This is a genomic window from Bacillus sp. FSL R5-0447 (assembly GCF_038606125.1).
GTDB lineage: Bacteria > Bacillota > Bacilli > Bacillales > Bacillaceae > Bacillus > Bacillus velezensis.
In genome coordinates this window covers 1,383,737-1,403,332 of record NZ_CP152012.1, presented here as the reverse complement: position 1 = coordinate 1,403,332, position 19,596 = coordinate 1,383,737, and the positions used below count along the sequence as shown (strand labels likewise).

Below are 19,596 nucleotides of genomic sequence, written 5' to 3'. Positions count from 1 at the left end.
TTTTTTTATGAACGATCCCCGCCTTTTTTCTTCCAACCGCAGTCCTCACAATCCCCGCACTCACAGCAGCTAATGCGGCCGTAAAACAGGCCGTCACACGGATCATCAGGATCACTGGGATCGTCTGGATTCCACGGGTCATCAGGATCGCCCGGATCACTCGGATTGCTTGGGTCGTCCGGATTCCACGGGTCATCAGGATCGCCCGGATCACTCGGATTACTTGGATCATCCGGATTCCACGGGTCATCAGGATCGCCCGGATCACTCGGATTGCTTGGGTCGTCCGGGTCCATACAGACTTCAGAATCCTGTAAGAAGATAATGTCCTCAAGCTTCGTCTGCAAAAGGAGTTGTGATTTCATGACGGTGCGCAGGAGCCGTTCAGTGCTTCTATTGATTGATGACAATTCCTCCAAGGAGGGATCGCCGGAAGCGCCGAGAAACATTTGAATCCTTTCCGCTTCCGCCTGCAGAATATGGGATAGTCCGATTTCTTCCATAGCCACGGATGAAAGAAGGAGGTTCAGGGTCTCACATCTGGAGAGTGTAATGTCGGGGGTGATGTTCGGTATGTTTGGAAGAGACATCGATTTCTCCCTCTTTTCTCTTGGTGTCATTATGCAAAAGTGCTATATCGTATTCATATTCCGGGAGAGAAGAGATCATTACTGATGTTTTCGTTAATAAAATATCCCGGATATAAAATCCGGGATATTCGTTCGTTGAATTATTTTAATTCAAGTTTGACGTCTACATTTCCTCTTGTTGCTTTTGAATACGGACAGAACTCGTGAGCGGCGTGCACTAGCTTCTCCGCCGTTTCTTTGTCAAGATCTTTTGTATCAATGACGAGCGTTACGCCGATTTTGTAACCTCCGTCACTCTCATCTTTTAAAAGGCTGACCTGTCCTTCAATTTCAGAGGTCATGTCGATTTTTTGTTTTTGGGCGGCGAGCTCAAGCGCTCCCCCGAAGCAGGCAGCATATCCTGCCGCAAAGAGCTGTTCAGGGTTTGTGCCGGTTTCTCCGTCTTTTTTTGCATTCGGCATGATGATGTCAAAATCCAGCACCCCGTCTTCGGATTTAATATGTCCTGCTCGTCCGCCGACTGCGGTCGCTTTTGCAGTAAATAATGCCATTATTATCAGCCTCCTCATTGTACTTACTGTATATATTGCCCCTGCTCATATTTTTAAACATGATTGGAATAGGAAATGGGCCGTTTTTCGGCTACAATAGGGGTAACGTTAACAAACAAAGAGTTGGTGAAAGAAGTAATGGCAGAAAAAGATTTTGAACATATGAAACTGGAGAATCAGCTTTGTTTTTTGCTGTACGCAAGCTCAAGGGAAATGACGAAACGGTACAAACCGCTGCTTGATAAGCTCAACGTAACTTATCCCCAATATTTGGCGCTGCTTTTATTATGGGAGCACGAAGAACTGAATGTGAAACGGATGGGTGAGCTTTTGTACCTGGATTCCGGAACGCTGACACCGATGCTGAAACGGATGGAGCAGCACGGAATCATCATGAGAAAGCGGTCGGCTGAAGACGAGCGATCCGTGACGATCAGGCTCACAGATGAAGGACGGGCCTTGCAGAAAACAGCGGCGGATATCCCCATTGCCATGCTGGAACAGACGGGACGGTCAAAAGAGGAATTAAAGCAGTTAAAGCAGTCGCTTTATGAGGTTTTGAATACGCTGCACGGCAAAAAATAAGGATGCCCCGAATGGGCATCCTTATTTTTATTCTGCTGCCAGAAGCTTCACTTCAATATTTCCCGCTGTCGCTTTTGAATACGGACAGACACCGTGCGCTTTTTGGATAAGGGCTTCAAGCTCCTGTTTATCAATGCCGGATGCTTTGACCTCAAGCGTAACGCCTAGTTTATATCCTTGGTCTGCTTCATCTTTCAGCAGACTGACATGCGCAGTGACCTCTGTTTCAATACTCAGACGCTCTTTTCTCGCTACGAGCTGAAGAGCGCTGTCAAAGCAGGCTGAATATCCTGCGGCAAACAGCTGTTCAGGGTTTGTAGCATGTTCGAGCTTTTTTGCTCTTGGCGTTCCCGGCATGGCAACATCAAGATTCAGCACTCCGTCAGAAGACGTAACTTTCCCTTCACGTCCGCCGGCAGCTGATACGGTTGCAGTAAATAATGGATTTGTCATGTGAATTCACCTCTATTATATTGTGTACAATTTAATTTTACACAATATAATAGAGACCGTCAATCTTTCCGCATAAAAAAAGCCTACCCTTTTTGAAGGATAAGCTTAAAAGATTATACGCGGATTTGTCCGTTTCCTTTGATGATGATTTTTGTAGATGTTAACGCCGGAAGCCCCATCGGCCCTCTCGCGTGAAGCTTTTGCGTGCTGATGCCGATTTCGGCTCCGTATCCGAATTCAAAACCGTCCGTAAACCGGGTTGAAGCATTATGATACACGGCGGCGGCGTCAACGGCGGTCTGGAAGTAAGCCGCATGCTCGGCGTTCTCCGTCAGAATGGCTTCTGAATGGTTTGTGCCGTACTGCTGAATGTGGCGGACCGCCTCCTGTACGTCCTGCACCGTTTTCACACTGAGAATCGGCGCCAGGTACTCCGCTCCCCAATCGGCTTCTTCTGCTTGTTTCGCTTGAGGCTCCAGTCTGCAAATCACCTGGTCTCCTCGGAGCTCCACCCCTTTTTCTGTCAGCTGATTCAGCAGCTTTCGCCCGTGTTCTTCGGCCCATTTTTCATGAATCAAAAGAGATTCAATCGCGTTGCAGACCGAAGGACGCTGTGTTTTGGCATTGATGACGACCTCGCTTGCCATTTGAGGATCTGCTGACTCATCTATGTACACGTGGCAATTGCCCGCTCCGGTTTCTAAAACGGGTACGGTTGATTCCCTGACCACAAGATCAATTAAATTTTTACCGCCGCGCGGGATCAATACATCCAGCCCGTCATTTAATGTAAAGAGCTGTTTGGCGGTTTCTTTGCTTGTATCTTCTATGAGCTGAACGGCATCAATCGGAAGCTTTGACAGCCCCAGAGCGCGTTTCATCACACTGACAAGCGCTATGTTGCTGTGGATGGCGGAAGAACTTCCTCTGAGCACAACCGCGTTTCCGGTTTTCAGGCAGAGTGTGGCCGCGTCTACGGTAACGTTCGGTCTGGCCTCATAGATCATGCCCACTACTCCGAGGGGCACGCGGATTTTTTCAATGGATAATCCATTCTCTTTTTGAATAGTCTCCAGCGATTCACCGACGGGATCTTCAAGACCGATCAGCAGTTCCACGGCGTCCGCGATATCGAGCAGGCGTTTTTCATCAAGAGTCAGCCTGTCAATAATGTCAGGTGTCAGTCCTCTGTTCCGTCCCGCTTCAATATCTTTCTGATTCTCTGTTAAAATCAGCCGGCGTTCATTTCTGAGTCCGTCTGCAATACATTGGAGCGCTTCGTTTTTTTCAGCCGTCGTTTTCATGACCATTTCGGCAGCCGCTTCTTTTGCCAAGGCTGCTTTTTGCAATACTTCACTCATTTGTGTTCCCCCTCGTCAAATAAATTCACCCAATCATCTCTGTGAATCACTTCCACCTGCTTCGTTCCTGAAAGCTGGTCGCTCCGCTTCCCTTTGACTTCTAAAATTTCATCGGATGAGTACTGCGTCTGCCCTTTGCCGATCATGCCGCCGGGCCCTTTGACTTCCACTACGGCCCCTTTCGGAAAACTGCCGCAGACATCGGCGACGCCGGCCGGGAGGAGACTTGACCCGTTATGGATCATCGCCTGCTCCGCTCCCCCATCAATGATGATTTCCCCTGATATCGGAGAATGAAACATGATCCATTGCCGTGTATTATTTACTGAGGACAGGTCTTTATCGCCGATATAAGTGCCGTCGCCTTTTCCGTCTAAAATTCCCATCAGTTTTTCCCGTCCGGAGCCGGTTCCGATAAATACCTTCACCCCGAGCGACAATGCGGTCTGGGCGGCGAGAAGTTTTGACTTCATGCCTCCGGTGCCGACCTTTGAGCCTGCTGATCCGGCATATCCGAGCAATTCAGGTGTGATGTCATTCAGATAGTCGAACCGCTTTGCGTCCGGGTTTTCATTCGGATTGGCATCGTACAGCCCGTTAATGTCTGTGAGAATCATTAATTGGTCTGCATGAATCAAACCGCTTACAAGCGCCGACAGCATGTCGTTATCACCGAACGTCAGCTCTTCGACTGATGTGGAATCATTTTCATTAATAATCGGCACGACTCCCCGCTCCAACAGTTCCATTACAGTGGCATAGGCATTTCTGTACCGCTCTCTTTTTGAGAAATCATTTCTTGTTAATAAAATTTGTGCCGGCGTCAGACCGTATCTTTTTAAATGGTCCATATATTGCTGCATTAAAAGCGTCTGGCCGACTGCGGCAGCTGCCTGCTTTCCTTTTATCGTAACGGGTCGCGACGGATAGCCGAGAGCGGAAAAACCCGCTGCCACCGCGCCTGAGGTAATGAGGATCACTTCATGCCCGTTTTCTTTTAATAAAGAAATGGCTTCCGTATGTTCCTTGATTTTTGCTTCATCAATACTTCCGTTACTGTTGGTGAGCGAGCTGCTCCCGATTTTCACAACAATTCTTTGTTTTTTCATCGTTTCTCCTCCGTGGCAATCAATCCAAACCGGCTCCCGTCAATAAAAAAAGCCCATTCCGTCCTGAAAAATAAGGACGAAATGGGCTTTCCGTGGTACCACCTTGTTTGAACGCGTTTTTCACGCGTCCCGCTTTCCTGTAACGCCAGGTTATCGCGCCTGAGTTTTCCCCTCAGGACTCCAAGGCAGGTTCGGCAGGTTTCATGCGGCAAAATGTTTCAGCGGGCCATTTTGCTCTCTGTCACAGAAAGTTCTGCGTACTGATCCTCTTCAACGCTCAATGATTTTTTTATATTATGCAAAGAAAACAGGTTCTTGTCAAGACATTTTCATCCATAAAAAACAGTCCGCCTCCCCGGCGGACCGTCATTAATTAAATACGATCGTTTTGTTTCCGTGAACGATGACGCGGTCTTCCAGATGCCATTTTACGGCTCTTGCCAACACGCTCCGCTCAATCGTTCTGCCGATATTCTTCAGATCCTCTGCGTGATCTCTGTGATCGACGCGTTCAATATCCTGTTCAATAATAGGCCCTTCGTCAAGATCGTCCGTCACATAGTGAGAGGTCGCGCCGATTAATTTCACTCCGCGCTCATAAGCCCGTTTATACGGATTAGCGCCGATAAAGGCCGGCAGAAATGAATGGTGGATGTTAATAATCCGATTCGGATGGGCAGATACAAAATCAGACGTCAAAATCTGCATGTAGCGGGCAAGAACGATCACATCAATCTTATACCGCTCCAGCAGCTCAAGCTGGCGCCGCTCCACTTCGGCGCGGATGTCTTTGTTAGCTTTCATGTAATGGAATGGAATATTCAGCGGTTCGACCACTTCTTTGGCCTCTTCGTGGTTGCTGATGACGACCGCAATTTCGGCCATCATATTGCCGCTTTGCCATTCCCAAATCAGTTCATGAAGGCAGTGCAGCTCCTTCGATACAAAGATCGCCACCCGCTTCAGCTCACTTGCCAGAGACAGGCTCCATGTCATGCCGAATGTCTGGGCGATTGAGGCGAACGCCTGCTGTAAGTCCTCTTTTTTCTCACGAATGCCCTTGCAGTCGAATTCGATCCTAAGAAAAAACCGTCCGCCTTCAGGGTCAGTCGTGTATTGATTTGATTCAATAATGTTTGCGCCATGTTCAAACAAAAACGCGGACACAGCCGATACAATTCCCGGCTGATCGGGGCAGCTGACAAGCAGGCGCCCTTTTTCCTCATTCCCGCGGCGGTATTCTTTCAGCCGCTGTGTCATATATGAATTCATCTGTTTTAATCCCTCGTATCTTCATAATTCGTAACTTATTATAGATTATACTGAAAATTTGATAAAAATCAATTTACGAAAGAATTTTCAGCCCTACGGCAGCGCATAAAATAAGCGCAATGAAAAAGATGCGCTTCGCATCCTTCTGCTCGCCGTAGAAAAGAATGCCGGCTAATGCGCCGCCCGCCGTGCCGATACCGGTCCAGATCGCATAGGCCGTGCCCATCGCGATCGTCTCCATCGCATAAGAAAGCAGGGAAAAAGAAGCCGCAAATCCGGCGATAATGAAAAGAATCCATTTGACTTTCTTTTCTTTTTGAAATTGATTCATTAAAATGACCCCGAGCATTTCACAAAGACCCGCGGCTATCAGGCTGATCCAATGCATTACGCCTTCTCCTCCTTCGTCTCAGGCTTATCCTGTGTGACCAGCTTTAATCCGATGACACCGATCAGCAAAACGCCGATCAGCACGATTTTCACCGGATCGGCCTGCTCTTTGAAAAGCAGGATTTCACTGAGCACGGTGCCCGCTGTCCCGAGTCCGGTAAAGACCGCATATACCGTTCCTACGGGCAGGCTGTCTGTCGCCTTGATTAATAGATAAAAACTGATGATGATTCCCGTAATCGTGCCGCTCCACGCCAGTGCCGAATCAGCATGTTTCAGGCCGGTGACCCATACCACTTCAAATACGGCCGCTATGACCACTAAACCCCATTTCATGTTCTTCACCCTTTCTGTATCCGGACAATACAAAAAAGCCCGGATAGTCGTCTCACATGAGATTGACTCTCCCGGGCTTTTTTCCCTCCGTGTGCATATGCGGGATATGTCCGCATATGTGTTTTCTCTCGGACCAGGCCATGTATGAACATGCGGAACCCTAGAAAACATGTCTGCTCGTATCATACTACATTTCGCCGAAACGTTCAACGTCAGATGTGATGTCAAAAACCGTCAGCTGCCTCTCCCATTTGGTAACGGTCTCACCGGGCACCATACCGATTTTTTCCGCGACACGGACGGAGGCAGCGTTTTCCGGATCAATCAGCGCCGCTATGCGTCCGTATTGCTGCGTATGAAAACCGTAGTCCAGACAGGCGTTCGCCGCCTCTGTCGCATAGCCGTAGCCCCAGCGGCGGCGGGCAAACATATAGCCGATTTCCATCAAAGTGTTTCCGTTTACCGTCTGCGGAACGATTCCGCATTGACCGAGAAATGCGCCCGTCTCTTTATCCTCTGCGATCCAAAGACTGACGCCGTATCCTGCGGCCAAACGTTTGTTCCAGGCAATCCATTCCTTCGTTTCCCGTCTGCTTTTAAGAGAAGGATAATATTTCATGACCTCTCTGTCGGTAAACAGCCCGTACAAATTTTCTTCATCGTCATCCCGCATAGTCCGCAGACGGATACGCCCGGTTGTCAGGATGGTGCCGGAAGACTTATGTTTCATCATGCACGCCACGTCTCCTTTCCCTGTAATAGATTATGGATCCGGCAGGAAAAGTCCTTTCTCAGCATAAAAAAACCGCTTTTTAAAAAAGCGGTTTGACGATTACCAAGGTTTATTTGTTCCGAGCGCCTCGGCCAGGGCCTTGCTGTGTTTTAAGCGGTTTTTTCGTTCTCCGGCGCGCTGAACGGCCGTATTGTGAAGCATGATTTCTTCCTCAGTTTCCGGCACGATCCGCGGAACGGGTACCGATTTCCCGTTTGAATCAAGCGCGACAAAGGTCAGAAACGACGTTGCCGCAAGCTCGCGTTCGCCCGTCATCAGATGTTCTTTAATGACTTTGACAAACACCTCCATAGACGATGTGCCGACCCATGTGACGTAAGATTCAAGGCATACGGAATCCTGTTGGCCGATGGGGCGCAAAAAATCTACAGAATCCATTGAGGCCGTGACTGTTTCACACCGGCAGTGGCGTGCCGCGGAAATTGAAGCGATATCATCAATGTAGCTCATCAGCTTTCCGCCAAACAGCGTATTGTGATTATTCGTATCAAGCGGAAAAACCCTGCTTGTTTTAACAACCCTTGTTTCTTTGCAAAATCTTGATTCTGGCAACTTCATATTATTTAAACTCCCCTTTGGTGTCTGGTCGTTTTGACTCATTCATCTGTACCCTATTAAACAATACTTTGACCGTTTTGTCTAAAATTTTAAATATTAAGTTGGTTAGATATTCTCTCATAAATGTTTTATTATTCATCACATCCGGGAATAATAAACGCACATTGAATACCGATAGGAGGATATCACATGGACGTATCCATTCCCAAATCCACGCGGAAACCGGCTTGCCGCAATGAGTTTGATGCTTTGCAGACAGTCATCTTATGCCGGCCGGAACACATGGCCATCAAGGATATTATTAACGGAACGCAGAAACATTTCAAACAAGAAAATGTTAACATACCCGTTGCCCTCAAACAGCATAGTGAGTTTATTGACATTTTAAGATCTCATCAGATTGAAGTCGTCCTGCTGCCTGCCGATCCCGCATTGCCTGAGCAGGTATTCACCCGGGATATCGGATTTGTCTTAGGGGAGACGGCGTTTATTTCAAACATGGCGGCTTCAGTCCGGCAGGGAGAAGAAAAAGTGTTTCAAAACCTGCTTGACAATAAGAAAATCCCTTATACGCGACTGAAAAAAGCGAATATTGAAGGCGGCGACATCTTGATCGCAGACGGCACCGTTTACGCCGGGCTGAGCAAGCGCACGGATAAAGCGGCTGTCCAGGAGCTGCGGGAGGCGCTGCCGGAGATGACGGTTGTGCCGATCCCTCTCAAGGAAGATTTCTTACATTTGGACTGTGTATTTAATATGATCTCCGAAACGGAGGCTCTATACTGCAAAAATGGCTTGCGGCAGAAAGAAATTGATCTTCTGGCCGAACGTTTTGAGATGATAGAAGTGCCTGAAGAAGAGCAATTCACGCTCGGTCCGAATATCCTGTCACTCGGCAATCAGACAATTATCAGCCTGCCGCAGCACCGTCATACGAACCGCGAGCTCAGAAAAAGAGGTTATACAGTCATTGAAACCGAGTTTTCCGAAATTATTAAATCAGGCGGTTCCTTCCGCTGCTGCACCTTGCCGCTTGTCAGAACATCTTAAACATTTACAAGGCAGTTTCCTTCAAGATACGTTAATATAGAGAAGACAAGACTCTAAAGGGGGAAACCGAATGGCTAAGTACATAGGATACGCGGGAACATATACAAAAGGCGGAAGCGAAGGCATTTATTGTTTTGAACTTGATACAGAAGCGAAACGGCTCAGCCGTCCGAAGCTGGCAGCAAAGCTCGGCAACCCGACATACGTCACTCCGAATTCTGATAACAGCATGCTGTATTCCATTGAAAAGGCAGACGGAAAAGGCGGCGTCGCAGCCTATCAGATTCATCAGAACAGCGGGGAATTAACTTTTGTAAACCACCAGCTGATTGAAGGCCCGTCTCCATGCCACGTCAGCATTGATGATAAACATGAATATGTGTTAACCGCTAATTACCACAGCGGAAAAGTGCACGCCTTTCCCGTCAATGAAGACGGAAGTCTGCGGGAGCCGGCTGCCGAAGCCGCTCATACGGGAACAGGTCCTCATGAAAGACAAGAGAAACCGCATACCCATTTCGCAGGCTATACACCTGAGCATAACTACATTGCAGCCGTCGATTTAGGGACGGATACGCTTTATACTTACCAAATGAAAAACGGTTCGCTCACAGAGGTGAAAACTCACTCTTTCGCACCGGGTTCAGGGCCGCGCCACATCGTTTTCCATCCGGCGGAAAAATACGCCTATGTCATGACGGAAATCAGTAATGAAGTCATCGCGCTTGAATACAACCCGACCTTAGGTGAATTCAGAGAGCTGCAGGTCATTTCCGCTTTGCCTGAAGGCTTTACGGACAAATCGCAAGGCAGCGCGATCCGCATATCTAAAGACGGCAGATTTCTTTATGCCGCCAACCGCGGACATGACAGCATCGCCATCTATAAGATCAACCAATATTCCGGCGAATTGTCTCTTATTGAATGGGTGTCGACAGAAGGCAACTGGCCGCGTGATTTCGCGTTTGACCCTTCCGAGACATTCCTTGTCGCGTCAAACGAAGAAACGGGAAATCTGGTTTTGTTTGAACGCGACCCGGAAACGGGCAAATTGACTCTGCTTCAATCTGACATTCCGGTTCCGTATCCGGTCTGCGTGTCATTTCTGCATCAGGTTTAATTAAAAAAGAAAGCTGACTTTATATTGTCAGCTTTCTTTTTTGTATAAATGGCAGGCAACAAAACGCCCCGCCTTCACTTCTTCAAGCTCAGGCGTTATCTTACCGCAGAGCTCCATCGCTTCAGGACACCGCGTCCTGAATACACAGCCGCTCGGCGGGTTAAGGGGGCTCGGCAGCTCCCCTTTCAGAATAATCCGTTCACGCTTGTCCTCAAGAAGCGGATCAGGAATCGGGATTGAGGATAAAAGCGCCTTCGTATAAGGGTGAAGCGGTTCCCGGTAAAGCGCAGCGCTTTCTGTAATTTCCATCATGCGGCCCAAATACATCACGCCGATCCGGTCGCTGATATGCTTGACCATTGATAAATCGTGGGCGATAAATAAAAATGTCAGTCCTTTCTCTTTCTGAAGCCTTTTTAAAAGGTTGACGACCTGAGCCTGTACCGACACATCCAGCGCGGAAATCGGCTCATCCGCCACGATAAATTCGGGATGCAGAGAGAGCGCTCTGGCAATCCCGATTCTCTGCCTCTGTCCGCCGCTGAATTCGTGGGGATACCGGCTGCCGAAATCCGGATGGAGCCCGACAGCTTCAAGCAGTTCATCCGCCATCATCAGACGGGCTTTTCTTGTATTGTAAAGATTGTGGATTTCCATCGGCTCCATAATAATTTCCCTTACGGTCAGGCGCGGATTTAACGAGGCGTAGGGGTCTTGGAAAATCATCTGCAGCTTGCGGAAGAAGACCGACCGCTGTTCTGCCGCGGCACGGTGTATATCCGTCCCTTCATATGATACCGAACCGGCCGTCGGGTCATACAGACGGAGAATAACTCTTCCGAGCGTCGATTTACCGCATCCCGATTCTCCGACAAGTCCGAATGTTTCCCCTCTTTTAATGTGAAAGCTGACACCGTCGACTGCTTTTACGGCTTTCTTTCTTCCTGCGTCAAAATGCATTTTCAGCCCGCTGACTTCAAGGAGCGGAGATGCCGTCATTTTCTATTCCCCCTTTTCGCTTATACAGCGGCGTACGGTACATAATTCTTTTTCATAGACGGTTCCTTCTAAAGACAGCACTTCGATTGTTTTTCCCGTTTTCGGGGAGTGCAGCATTCGGCCGTCTCCCAGCGCCAAACCGACATGGTGGATCGCGCCTTTTCCTTCTTCATAGGCGAAAAACAAAAGGTCGGCCGGCCGGATATCGTTTACCGCCGCGCCGCACCCGGCTTTTGCTTGGTCCTTTGCATCACGGGGAAGGGTATAGCCGTTTGCTTTAAATATCGAATACATAAACCCGGAACAGTCAAACCCGAAACCGCTCAGTCCTCCCCATAAATACGGAAGCCCGAGAAACATCATGCCCGTTTCGATGACATCGGCCGCCCGTCCTTCCGTATGACGGCACTCGTCTGCGTCAGCTTCATTTACGAACCGTTCTCCGAGGGGCGTCACCACCCGGAAAAAACCTTTTTCACGTCCTGGAGCCGGAAGACGCGTTAAGAAACTTACTTCCAAGTCCGGTTCGCCGTTTGTGTGATATAAAATAGCTGTCGGTTTGGTAATCCATACGGCTGGGGAAGATGTATGAAAGCCGTCTTTTGAAAGCTGGCTTTTTTTCATCCAGCCCGGATATCCGCGCGCGTCCTTGTTTGAAGGCTGGCCGGGAACGGCGACAAAAGCCCATTCCCCTTCCTCTTTGAGAATGATCACTTCTTCTCCGAAAAGCACTTGCGTTTGGACAAGGTTGTCTGTGCATAATTGCAGCCGCTCTTCATATCCCATAGACACTAACCATTTTCTGATCTGCGGCGGGTTTTCGAGCATCGGCGCATCATCCGAACGGGGAGATGACGGCAGCGTCCATACGTTGGCTGCCGCCGCTGTAACGGCTGCTCTCATCTTTTCGCCTCCTCTTGTATCGACACACCGGTAATGCCGAGACCCGGTTCATCGGGAATCGTAATCTGACTGCCGCTGTATGTGATGCCGCCTTGAATCAAATCATCTTTCAGCATAAGCGGCGCATCAAAATCAAACCTTGTCACATTCCGTTTGCCCGCGGCAAAATGAGCCGCGGCGGTGATGCCGAGCTTGGTCTCAATCATGCTGCCGACCATGCATTCCACGCCGCACGTTTCGGCCATCGCATTGATTGTTTCCGCCTGCTTTATGCCGCCCGCTTTCATCAGCTTAATATTGATTAAATCGGCGCTTCTCGTCTGCAGCACGTGAAAGGCCTGACGGGGGGTAAAGACGCTCTCATCCGCCATAATCGGCGTGTCTACGGCATCTGTGACCTGCTTCAGCCCGGCGATATCGTCTTTATGAACAGGCTGCTCGACCAGCTCAATGCCCAGGCCGGCGTCTTCCATCTTTCGGATCGCAGTCACGGCTTCTTTCGGCGTCCATCCTTGGTTGGCGTCCAATCTCAGTTTGACGTTTCCGCCGACACGTGATCTGATCGCCTGAATCCGGGCAACATCGTCCGATATGTCACCTATGCCGACTTTTATTTTTAAAATATGAAATCCTTTGTTCACATAACGGTCTGCATCCCCCGCCATCTCCTCAGGAGAATTAACGCTGACGGTAAAATCTGTTTCCAGTGTATTCCGATAGCCGCCGAGAAGCCGGTAAAGCGGCTGTCCGTGCATTTGCGCCCATCCGTCATATACAGCCATATCCACCGCGGCTTTTGCGCTTTGGTTTCTTTCCAACAGCCGGCTGATATCATACAGAACAGCTTCCGTGCCGAAAAGGCTCCGCCCCAAGAGAACGGGCTTCAGCACATCGTGGACGGCGCTTTCAATACCGGCCGCGCTGTCGCCTGTAATGACAACCGTCGGCGGCGCCTCCCCCCAGCCGGTCAGACCGTTGTCAAAAGTGAGCTTCACAATGACCGATTCAGCATTGTAAACCGTGCGCAAAGCGGTCTTAAACGGCTTTATCAGCGGCACGGACATCCGTCCCGTTTGAATATCTGTTATCCTCACTCCTGATCACTCCCTTCCGGAAACCCCCGATTCAATCGTTACCGCTTTAGCCGCCGTATCCATAACCGCGCGGGCTCCGATCGGAACGGCGAAGCTCGGTGAACAATGGCCGATTTTAAAGCCTTTGAGCGCGGGCTTCCCTGATTTGACAATGTAATCATTCAGCACTTGCTCTAAAGTAAGCGACTTTTCTTTATGCTTCGGTTCGCATTGGTGAAAATCACAGACCAGGATTCCGGCTGCGTCTGACAGTTTTCCTGCCATCTTTAATTGATTCAGCATTTTGTCGATTTGATACGGCTCCTCATCAATATCCTCGATAAACAGCAATTTGTCTTTTGTATCAATTTCAAACGGCGTGCCGAGTGTGGACGTAATGAGCGACAAGTTGCCGCCTGCAAGCTCTCCCTCGGCCCTTCCGCCTGTCAGCACCTCTAAGGGAGAAATGTCCTCCGTATAGGTAAATTCCGTTTCTGTAAAAAGCTGATGATACGACGCTTTTGTCAGGGGATCAGCATTTTCAAGCCCGACATCTGTGCTCAGCATCGGACCGTGAAATGTGACGAGCCCCGTATTTTGATGAATGGCGGTATGTAAAAACGTGATATCACTGTATCCCCAGAAAATTTTCGGATTGCGGCGGATTAATCCGAAATCGATGTCGGCGGCAATACGGCCAGTGCCGAATCCTCCGCACGCGCATATCACCGCTTTGACATTCTGATCACTAAACATGTCATGGAGATCATCGAGACGCGCCCGGTCTTCTCCCGCCAAATAGCCGTGACGGGTCTTCAGCGCCCGGCCGAGTTTCACTTGAAGGCCAAGCTCATTCTCTAAAAACAGCAGCGCGGTTTGCAGCGTCCCGCTCTCAGGCGGGCTTGCGGGCGCAATCACACCGACCGTGTCGCCTTTTTGCAGTGCTTTCGGTTTATGGTTCATGACTTTTTCAATCTCCTTTCCGGATTGAAAAGTGAAACACGCCGCTCCTTTAACGGCAAAAGAACGGCGTATGTTTCCGCTGTAAGATCAGGACTTTTCCGCCCACTTCAGATCAATGTAACCGACGGGGTGCCGGACAATGCCCTTCACGCCGCTGTTCTGCAGATGCACCTGATTGTAAAAGTAAATCGGAATGATCGGAGCCTCGTTCATGAGCAGTTTTTCCGCTTTATGCATGAGCGCAAAACGTTTTTTGGCATCGGCTTCCTGTTTTGCCTGCTTGATGTAGCCGTCGTATGCCGCGCTGCCCCAGCCGGTGCGGTTCATGGAATTATCCGTCTGGAAAGCCTCTAGAAAACTGATCGGATCTGCGTAATCCGGTAAAAATGAGCTTTGAGAGAACTGGAACTTCAGTCCTTTCTGCTCTTCTAAAAAGACGTTCCATTCCATATTGGCGAGCTTAACGTCTATACCGAGCACACTTTTGAGCTTCTGCTGAATCGCTTCCGCTATTTTCTTATGCTCCGGTTTTGTGCTGTATGTCAATGTAACGGCGGGCAGCTTGTCATAATGCTCTTCTGCCATGCCTTTTTCCAGCAGTTTTTTGGCTTCTGAATCATCCGGATTTAATAAACTGCCGCCCGCTTCGCGGAAATCTTTCCCGTCAGGCTGAGTAAATCCCGGGGATACAAAGGCATGTGCCGGCTTTTCACTGTTTTTGGTCACATAATCCGTGATTTCTTTCTGATCAATCGCTGCCGCGAACGCTTTTCTGATCTTTTCATTTTGAAACGGCTCCATTTTCACGTTAAAACGATAGAAATAGAGTCCGGCCTGATCCCACGTGCGGACATTTTTTCCTCCCATCAGCTGCTCGCTCAGCTCTGCCGGCACAAAGGCGGTATCCAAATCCCCCGACTGGAACATCTGATAGTCGGTATTCCGGTCACTGACCATCGCCCATGTGACTTTATCCAGTTTCACCGTCTTTTTATCCCAATACGTCTCGTTTTTGACCATCGTCATGCTATCGTCATGCTTCCATTCCGTCAGTTTGAACGGCCCGTTGCCGACAAAGGTTTTTGCTTCAGTGAACCATTTCGGATCAGCCTTGGCGACCTTCTCATTAATCGGGAAATACGCCGGATTGGACACGACGCTCAGAAAATAATCCTGCGGTGCCGCCAATGTGACGACAAGCGTTTTTTTATCTTTTGCCGTGACTTTCACGTCTTCTTGTTTGCCTTTTCCGCTGTTAAATTCTTCCCCGCCTTTGATCATGTAGCCGAGAAAAGCGGAAGATGCGCCCGTTTTCGGATCGAGCATCCGTTTCCAGGCGTACACGAAGTCTTCCGCCGTAACGGGATCGCCATTTGTCCATTCGGCGTTATCCCGGATATTGAAGGTATATGTCAGCTTATCAGCGGACACCTTCCAGCTTTCCGCCATGGCCGGTTCGGGCTTATTATCTTTTCCGAGCCTCGTCAATCCTTCCATGATGTTATTCAGCGGCTGCCAGGAAACATTATTAAATCCGATCGGCGGATCAAGTGAGGTCGGCTCATTTTCGTTATTGAGCCGCAGCACCGTTTCACCCCCCTGTTCTTTTGCTTTGCCGGGTTCTGTCCCCGCCTGTTCATTGGCTGTACAGCCCATCAGAGCAAACGAAACAACAGCAATCACACCGATCGCCCATCTCTTTTTCATTTCAATCCCCCTTTTTCCTCTGCTGCCGTCAGCTGCTGCTTCAGCCGCTCTGCACGGTGATCCTGAAGCCAGCAATTGACGATATGGCTTTTGGATTTCACGGTTGTTGCCGGGTATACCTTTTCACAGACGATCATCCTGTCCGGGCAGCGGGCGGCAAACGGGCAGCCCGGCGGCGGATCGAATAAATCAGGCGGCGTCCCGTCAATCGGCGACAGCTCACTATCCTCCATATCCAGCCGCGGCACTGAACGAAGCAGCCCCTTTGTGTATGGATGAGCCGGACGGTAAAAAATATCATGCCTCGTGCCGATTTCGGCGATTTTCCCCGCATACATGACGGCGACTCTGTCGGCGGTCTGAGCGACGACGCCGAGATCGTGCGTGATCAGAATAATAGACACGCCTGTTTTTCTTTGAATCTTCTTAAATAATTCAAGGATTTGTGCTTGAATCGTCACATCAAGAGCCGTTGTCGGTTCATCGGCGATCATAATTTCCGGCTCGCAGATCAAAGCCATCGCGATCACGATCCGCTGCCGCATGCCCCCGCTTAATTGGTGGGGGTACTGCTTCAGGCGGGATTTCGAGTCCGGGATACCGACCAGATCCAGCATGGCGAGAACTTCGGATTCAGCTTGTTTTCTTGTCATGGCGCGGTGTTCCAACAGCGCTTCTGAGAGCTGATTCCCTATGGTCAAAGTCGGATTGAGCGCCGTCATCGGGTCTTGAAAAATCATAGAAATATCGCGCCCCCGGATTCCCCGCATTTCCCGATCCGACATTTGGCAAAGGTTTTTCTGTTTAAATTGTATGCTTCCGGATTCAATCTTTGCCGAATGTTTCGGAAGAAGACCCATCACGGCTTGTGATGTCACGCTTTTTCCGCAGCCCGATTCACCGACGATCGCAAACGTTTCACCTTTATATAAATCGAAGCTGACGCCTCTGACGGCTTTTACAGTGCCTCCGTATGTTGAAAAAGTAACATGCAGATTTTGAACGGAAAGAACTTGCTGCGCCATTTTTCCTACCTCCTCAGTTTCGGGTCTAACGCGTCCTGCAAGCCGTCTCCAAGTACGTTAAACGCGTACATCGTCAAGGAAATGAAAAAAGCGGGGAAAAACAGCCGCCACCAATGGCCTGATAAAATCGCCGGCAGCCCGTCGTTTGCCATGACTCCCCAGCTTGCAAACGGCGCCTGAATGCCGAGTCCGAGAAAACTTAAAAATGATTCCGCAAAAATCGCCGCCGGCACCGTAAGCGTCATTTGGACAATAATGGCTCCCATCGTATTCGGCAGCAGATTTTTCTTAATGATCCGAAATGTTTTCGCTCCAAACGTTTTCGAAGCCAATACGTGTTCATCATGCTTCATCCTCAGCACCTGCCCTCTGACAATCCGCGCCATGCCGACCCATCCCGTCACGGTCAGAGCGACGATAATGGAACTGAGCCCCGGCCCCATCAGCACCATTAACAAAATGACAACAAGCAGATACGGCAATCCGTAGAGAACCTCGATGATTCTCATCATGGCGCTGTCTGTCCGGCCCCCTTTGTAGCCGGCGACGCCTCCGTAGATGACGCCGATCAAAAAGTCGATCAGCGCCGCCACCACACCGACAAATAAAGAGATCCTCGCTCCGTACCACGTTCTTGTAAACACGTCCCGGCCAAGTTCATCGGTTCCGAACCAGTGTGAAAAAGACGGCGGAAGATTCTGCTCGGCGAGCGTCTGCCTTGTCACGCTGTGCGGTGATATCAGCGGACCGAACACAGCCGATAGAAACAGGCAGCATAATATCACAAGGCCGGCCATCGCCAATTTGTTCTTTTTAAGCCGCCGCCACGCATCCTGACTGTAAGACAGGCTCGGACGCTTGACCGACTCGGTTTCACCCTTTCTTTCCGCGCCCGGCTGAAACCAGTCATCAGGCACTTCTGTGTGTTTTACCGTTTCTTGCGGGAGATTCATCAGGATCACCCTTTCTTATGAAGTTTTATGCGAGGGTCTAACAGGCCGTATGCCAAATCAACCAGAAACAGCAGGACGATCAGAATCACACTGTAAAATACGGTCGTTCCCATGATGACCGGGTAATCTCGCTGATTGATGCTTTCTACGAAATATTTGCCCATTCCCGGTATGGCAAAAATTTTCTCGATGACGAAACTGCCCGTTAAAATACTTGCGGCAAGCGTCCCAAGTACTGTCACAACAGGCATAAGTGCGTTTTTCAATGCGTGTTTGATCACAATTTTGACGGGAGAAAGCCCCTTTGCTTTTGCCGTGCGGATGTAATCCTGAGTCAGCACTTCGGCCATGCTTGATCTTGTCAGCCTCGCGATAATGGCCATGGGACCGACGGCAAGCGCAACAGTCGGCAGGACCATGTGAACGGGACTCGTCCAGGTAGCTGCCGGAAACCATTTCAGATGAACCGAAAATTGCTGAATCAGCAGCGTAGCCATAATAAAATTCGGAATGGAAATCCCGAGCACCGCAAGGCTCATGGCCGCATAATCGAGAAAGCCGCCGCGCCTGAGAGCGGCCATTATGCCGAGCGCGAGTCCGGAAATCACAGCGATGATGATCGCCGTTATCCCAAGCTCAAATGAGACCGGAAACCCGCGTTCAAGCATAGCGTTTACACTGTCTGACGGTTTTTTAATTGAAGGACCGAAATCAAAGGTAAGAATGGATTTTAGATAGATGGCGTATTGTGTGATAAGAGGTTCGTTCAGATGGTAGTAGGATTCGAGATTTCGCTGGACCGCTTCGTTTGTGCCCCGCTCTTCGTTAAAAGGCGAGCCGGGTATCACTTTCATCATGACAAATGTCAGAGTGGTGATGACGAGGACGGTCATAATCATGGCGATAAAACGTTTGATAAAATACCGCAGCAATGCCGTTCACCCCTTTAACAGAATGTTGTTCTCATGGCGAGTTCTGTCATGACGAGCATGGCCTGATAGGCTTCCGGCATGTCTTTTGCCTGAAATTGAACGATTGTCGTTCCCGGGATGATTTCTGTGCCCGGCATTAAATGGGCCCATTCAGCCTGTCCGTAGTTGGCAAATTCAATGCCTAATACAGGTCTTTCAGGCGGAGTCAGCGGTTTGACCTTATCTTTATTTTTGAGCGCATAGGCTGTTTTTTCCGTCAGGAGCCGTCCGGCTTTTTGAGGGGACAGGCATTTGACCGCAGTTCTTGAAATGGTTTGTTTGACGGCGGCAGTCGTCACATTCGGGATCAGCTCCTCCGCTTCTTTTGCGGCGCAATCATCTCCGGCAGCCATGATGACCGGGACATCGTAAAATCCGGCGAGATAGGCATTTAACCCCAGTTCACCGACCGGCTTATCATTTATGTAAAAGTGGCGGACGCCGAATATCATGCTGTGCGACATAACGCCCGGCATCGACGCTCTCGCATGATAGCCGATAAACATCACACCCGAATACGATTCATCAAGCCCCTGCATCATGGAAAACGGCTTGACATCCCCCGTAATCAGCTCTGCCTCAGGGTGAAGTTTTTCAGCGAGCAGATTATTCATCTTTGAGTGGCTGTCATTCACGGTCACTTCCGTGCATCCGTTATTAAACGCTTCTGCGATGCACCAGTTTGCTTCTTCGGTCATCAGAACCCTGCCGCGCTCATAATTGTGCATGCGGGAATTGACAAATGTTTCATCAGGCAGTCCGGAAATCCCTTCCATATCCACAGATAGATACAGTTTCATGTAATGCCTCCTTTTTTACTTAAAATTTCGATAT

Annotated in this window: 22 protein-coding genes and 1 riboswitch; of the genes, 3 read left to right on the top strand and 19 right to left on the bottom strand. The window is 49.5% G+C overall.

All coding sequences use genetic code 11. From position 1 onward, the window contains the following. Positions 1–5: 5 nt before the first annotated feature. Positions 6–590: a hypothetical protein gene (locus NYE68_RS07385; protein WP_342494075.1), complete on the bottom strand. Its 585-nt coding sequence runs from the start codon at positions 588–590 to the stop codon at positions 6–8. 140 nt (positions 591–730) lie between these two features. Continuing rightward, positions 731–1,141 carry an organic hydroperoxide resistance protein gene (locus NYE68_RS07380; protein WP_015417315.1) on the bottom strand — a complete coding sequence of 137 codons (411 nt, stop codon included), beginning with the start codon at positions 1,139–1,141 and terminating at the stop codon, positions 731–733. Positions 1,142–1,216: 75 nt separating this feature from the next. On the opposite strand from NYE68_RS07380, the gene NYE68_RS07375 reads away from it, so the two are divergent. Continuing rightward, positions 1,217–1,726, top strand: coding sequence for a MarR family transcriptional regulator (locus NYE68_RS07375; protein ID WP_015417314.1), 510 nt, complete (start codon positions 1,217–1,219; stop codon positions 1,724–1,726). Positions 1,727–1,753: 27 nt separating this feature from the next. Here the strand turns inward: NYE68_RS07375 and NYE68_RS07370 are convergent, their stop codons facing one another. From NYE68_RS07370 to NYE68_RS07335, 8 genes are all read right to left on the bottom strand, one after another. Further along, a complete protein-coding gene (locus NYE68_RS07370) occupies positions 1,754–2,179 on the bottom strand; it encodes an organic hydroperoxide resistance protein (protein ID WP_039251715.1) in 426 nt (141 codons plus the stop codon). Positions 2,180–2,292: 113 nt separating this feature from the next. Continuing rightward, the gene (gene proA / locus NYE68_RS07365; RefSeq protein ID WP_012117384.1) at positions 2,293–3,540 is read right to left on the bottom strand and encodes a glutamate-5-semialdehyde dehydrogenase; all 1,248 of its coding nucleotides are present in this window, start codon (positions 3,538–3,540) and stop codon (positions 2,293–2,295) included. Continuing rightward, positions 3,537–4,649, bottom strand: coding sequence for a glutamate 5-kinase (gene proB, locus NYE68_RS07360; RefSeq protein WP_095352200.1), 1,113 nt, complete (start codon positions 4,647–4,649; stop codon positions 3,537–3,539). Before proB ends, proA begins: the two co-directional genes overlap by 4 nt. 369 nt (positions 4,650–5,018) lie before the next feature. After that, the gene (gene purU / locus NYE68_RS07355; RefSeq protein WP_007407234.1) at positions 5,019–5,921 is read right to left on the bottom strand and encodes a formyltetrahydrofolate deformylase; all 903 of its coding nucleotides are present in this window, start codon (positions 5,919–5,921) and stop codon (positions 5,019–5,021) included. Positions 5,922–5,994: 73 nt separating this feature from the next. Beyond that, the gene (locus tag NYE68_RS07350) at positions 5,995–6,309 is read right to left on the bottom strand and encodes a multidrug efflux SMR transporter (RefSeq protein WP_007407235.1); all 315 of its coding nucleotides are present in this window, start codon (positions 6,307–6,309) and stop codon (positions 5,995–5,997) included. Continuing rightward, on the bottom strand, positions 6,309–6,647 hold the full coding sequence (locus NYE68_RS07345) for a multidrug efflux SMR transporter (protein ID WP_007407236.1): 339 nt from the start codon (positions 6,645–6,647) through the stop codon (positions 6,309–6,311). The genes NYE68_RS07350 and NYE68_RS07345 overlap by 1 nt, the downstream gene beginning before the upstream one ends. Positions 6,648–6,713: 66 nt before the next feature. Then, a riboswitch (guanidine-I (ykkC/yxkD leader) is annotated at positions 6,714–6,822 on the bottom strand. 12 nt (positions 6,823–6,834) lie between these two features. Beyond that, entirely contained in the window at positions 6,835–7,380 is a 546-nt protein-coding gene (locus tag NYE68_RS07340; RefSeq protein WP_101311930.1) for a GNAT family N-acetyltransferase, read from the bottom strand. A gap of 99 nt (positions 7,381–7,479) precedes the next feature. Next, the gene (locus tag NYE68_RS07335) at positions 7,480–7,998 is read right to left on the bottom strand and encodes an acyl-CoA thioesterase (RefSeq protein WP_007407238.1); all 519 of its coding nucleotides are present in this window, start codon (positions 7,996–7,998) and stop codon (positions 7,480–7,482) included. A 189-nt stretch (positions 7,999–8,187) separates the two neighbouring features. Here NYE68_RS07335 and NYE68_RS07330 point away from each other — a divergent pair, with 189 nt between their 5' ends. Beyond that, positions 8,188–9,048: a dimethylarginine dimethylaminohydrolase family protein gene (locus NYE68_RS07330; protein ID WP_254003680.1), complete on the top strand. Its 861-nt coding sequence runs from the start codon at positions 8,188–8,190 to the stop codon at positions 9,046–9,048. Between the two features lie 70 nt (positions 9,049–9,118). Then, the gene (locus NYE68_RS07325; RefSeq protein ID WP_031378799.1) at positions 9,119–10,168 is read left to right on the top strand and encodes a lactonase family protein; all 1,050 of its coding nucleotides are present in this window, start codon (positions 9,119–9,121) and stop codon (positions 10,166–10,168) included. 27 nt (positions 10,169–10,195) lie between these two features. Here NYE68_RS07325 and NYE68_RS07320 read toward each other — a convergent pair whose 3' ends face one another. From NYE68_RS07320 to NYE68_RS07280, 9 genes are all read right to left on the bottom strand, one after another. Next, complete coding sequence (locus tag NYE68_RS07320) at positions 10,196–11,167, bottom strand: oligopeptide/dipeptide ABC transporter ATP-binding protein (RefSeq protein ID WP_007610864.1); 972 nt, start codon at positions 11,165–11,167, stop codon at positions 10,196–10,198. Positions 11,168–11,170: 3 nt separating this feature from the next. Then, positions 11,171–12,070 carry a C40 family peptidase gene (locus tag NYE68_RS07315; RefSeq protein ID WP_254003679.1) on the bottom strand — a complete coding sequence of 300 codons (900 nt, stop codon included), beginning with the start codon at positions 12,068–12,070 and terminating at the stop codon, positions 11,171–11,173. Next, complete coding sequence (locus NYE68_RS07310) at positions 12,067–13,164, bottom strand: dipeptide epimerase (protein WP_254003678.1); 1,098 nt, start codon at positions 13,162–13,164, stop codon at positions 12,067–12,069. Before NYE68_RS07310 ends, NYE68_RS07315 begins: the two co-directional genes overlap by 4 nt. Before the next feature lie 6 nt (positions 13,165–13,170). Further along, a complete protein-coding gene (locus tag NYE68_RS07305) occupies positions 13,171–14,118 on the bottom strand; it encodes an LD-carboxypeptidase (RefSeq protein WP_254003815.1) in 948 nt (315 codons plus the stop codon). Between the two features lie 75 nt (positions 14,119–14,193). Beyond that, complete coding sequence (locus NYE68_RS07300) at positions 14,194–15,813, bottom strand: peptide ABC transporter substrate-binding protein (RefSeq protein ID WP_031378803.1); 1,620 nt, start codon at positions 15,811–15,813, stop codon at positions 14,194–14,196. Beyond that, complete coding sequence (locus NYE68_RS07295) at positions 15,810–16,838, bottom strand: ABC transporter ATP-binding protein (protein WP_324635924.1); 1,029 nt, start codon at positions 16,836–16,838, stop codon at positions 15,810–15,812. The genes NYE68_RS07300 and NYE68_RS07295 overlap by 4 nt, the downstream gene beginning before the upstream one ends. A 5-nt stretch (positions 16,839–16,843) precedes the next feature. Next, a complete protein-coding gene (locus tag NYE68_RS07290; RefSeq protein ID WP_031378804.1) occupies positions 16,844–17,791 on the bottom strand; it encodes an ABC transporter permease in 948 nt (315 codons plus the stop codon). A 5-nt stretch (positions 17,792–17,796) separates the two neighbouring features. After that, positions 17,797–18,723, bottom strand: a complete 927-nt coding sequence (locus tag NYE68_RS07285) for an ABC transporter permease (protein WP_015417304.1) — start codon at positions 18,721–18,723, stop codon at positions 17,797–17,799. 14 nt (positions 18,724–18,737) lie between these two features. Further along, positions 18,738–19,562, bottom strand: a complete 825-nt coding sequence (locus NYE68_RS07280; protein WP_007407248.1) for a M55 family metallopeptidase — start codon at positions 19,560–19,562, stop codon at positions 18,738–18,740. Positions 19,563–19,596: the final 34 nt, after the last annotated feature.

What these genes read in the sequence shown, in the direction of transcription:
- NYE68_RS07385 (WP_342494075.1), bottom strand. Translation starts at nt 590, where the DNA reads ATGTCTCTTCCAAACATACCGAACATCACCCCCGACATTACACTCTCC.
- NYE68_RS07380 (WP_015417315.1), bottom strand. Translation starts at nt 1,141, where the DNA reads ATGGCATTATTTACTGCAAAAGCGACCGCAGTCGGCGGACGAGCAGGA.
- NYE68_RS07375 (WP_015417314.1), top strand. Translation starts at nt 1,217, where the DNA reads ATGGGCCGTTTTTCGGCTACAATAGGGGTAACGTTAACAAACAAAGAG.
- NYE68_RS07370 (WP_039251715.1), bottom strand. Translation starts at nt 2,179, where the DNA reads ATGACAAATCCATTATTTACTGCAACCGTATCAGCTGCCGGCGGACGT.
- proA (WP_012117384.1), bottom strand. Translation starts at nt 3,540, where the DNA reads ATGAGTGAAGTATTGCAAAAAGCAGCCTTGGCAAAAGAAGCGGCTGCC.
- proB (WP_095352200.1), bottom strand. Translation starts at nt 4,649, where the DNA reads ATGAAAAAACAAAGAATTGTTGTGAAAATCGGGAGCAGCTCGCTCACC.
- purU (WP_007407234.1), bottom strand. Translation starts at nt 5,921, where the DNA reads ATGAATTCATATATGACACAGCGGCTGAAAGAATACCGCCGCGGGAAT.
- NYE68_RS07350 (WP_007407235.1), bottom strand. Translation starts at nt 6,309, where the DNA reads ATGCATTGGATCAGCCTGATAGCCGCGGGTCTTTGTGAAATGCTCGGG.
- NYE68_RS07345 (WP_007407236.1), bottom strand. Translation starts at nt 6,647, where the DNA reads ATGAAATGGGGTTTAGTGGTCATAGCGGCCGTATTTGAAGTGGTATGG.
- NYE68_RS07340 (WP_101311930.1), bottom strand. Translation starts at nt 7,380, where the DNA reads ATGATGAAACATAAGTCTTCCGGCACCATCCTGACAACCGGGCGTATC.
- NYE68_RS07335 (WP_007407238.1), bottom strand. Translation starts at nt 7,998, where the DNA reads ATGAAGTTGCCAGAATCAAGATTTTGCAAAGAAACAAGGGTTGTTAAA.
- NYE68_RS07330 (WP_254003680.1), top strand. Translation starts at nt 8,188, where the DNA reads ATGGACGTATCCATTCCCAAATCCACGCGGAAACCGGCTTGCCGCAAT.
- NYE68_RS07325 (WP_031378799.1), top strand. Translation starts at nt 9,119, where the DNA reads ATGGCTAAGTACATAGGATACGCGGGAACATATACAAAAGGCGGAAGC.
- NYE68_RS07320 (WP_007610864.1), bottom strand. Translation starts at nt 11,167, where the DNA reads ATGACGGCATCTCCGCTCCTTGAAGTCAGCGGGCTGAAAATGCATTTT.
- NYE68_RS07315 (WP_254003679.1), bottom strand. Translation starts at nt 12,070, where the DNA reads ATGAGAGCAGCCGTTACAGCGGCGGCAGCCAACGTATGGACGCTGCCG.
- NYE68_RS07300 (WP_031378803.1), bottom strand. Translation starts at nt 15,813, where the DNA reads ATGAAAAAGAGATGGGCGATCGGTGTGATTGCTGTTGTTTCGTTTGCT.
- NYE68_RS07295 (WP_324635924.1), bottom strand. Translation starts at nt 16,838, where the DNA reads ATGGCGCAGCAAGTTCTTTCCGTTCAAAATCTGCATGTTACTTTTTCA.
- NYE68_RS07290 (WP_031378804.1), bottom strand. Translation starts at nt 17,791, where the DNA reads ATGAATCTCCCGCAAGAAACGGTAAAACACACAGAAGTGCCTGATGAC.
- NYE68_RS07280 (WP_007407248.1), bottom strand. Translation starts at nt 19,562, where the DNA reads ATGAAACTGTATCTATCTGTGGATATGGAAGGGATTTCCGGACTGCCT.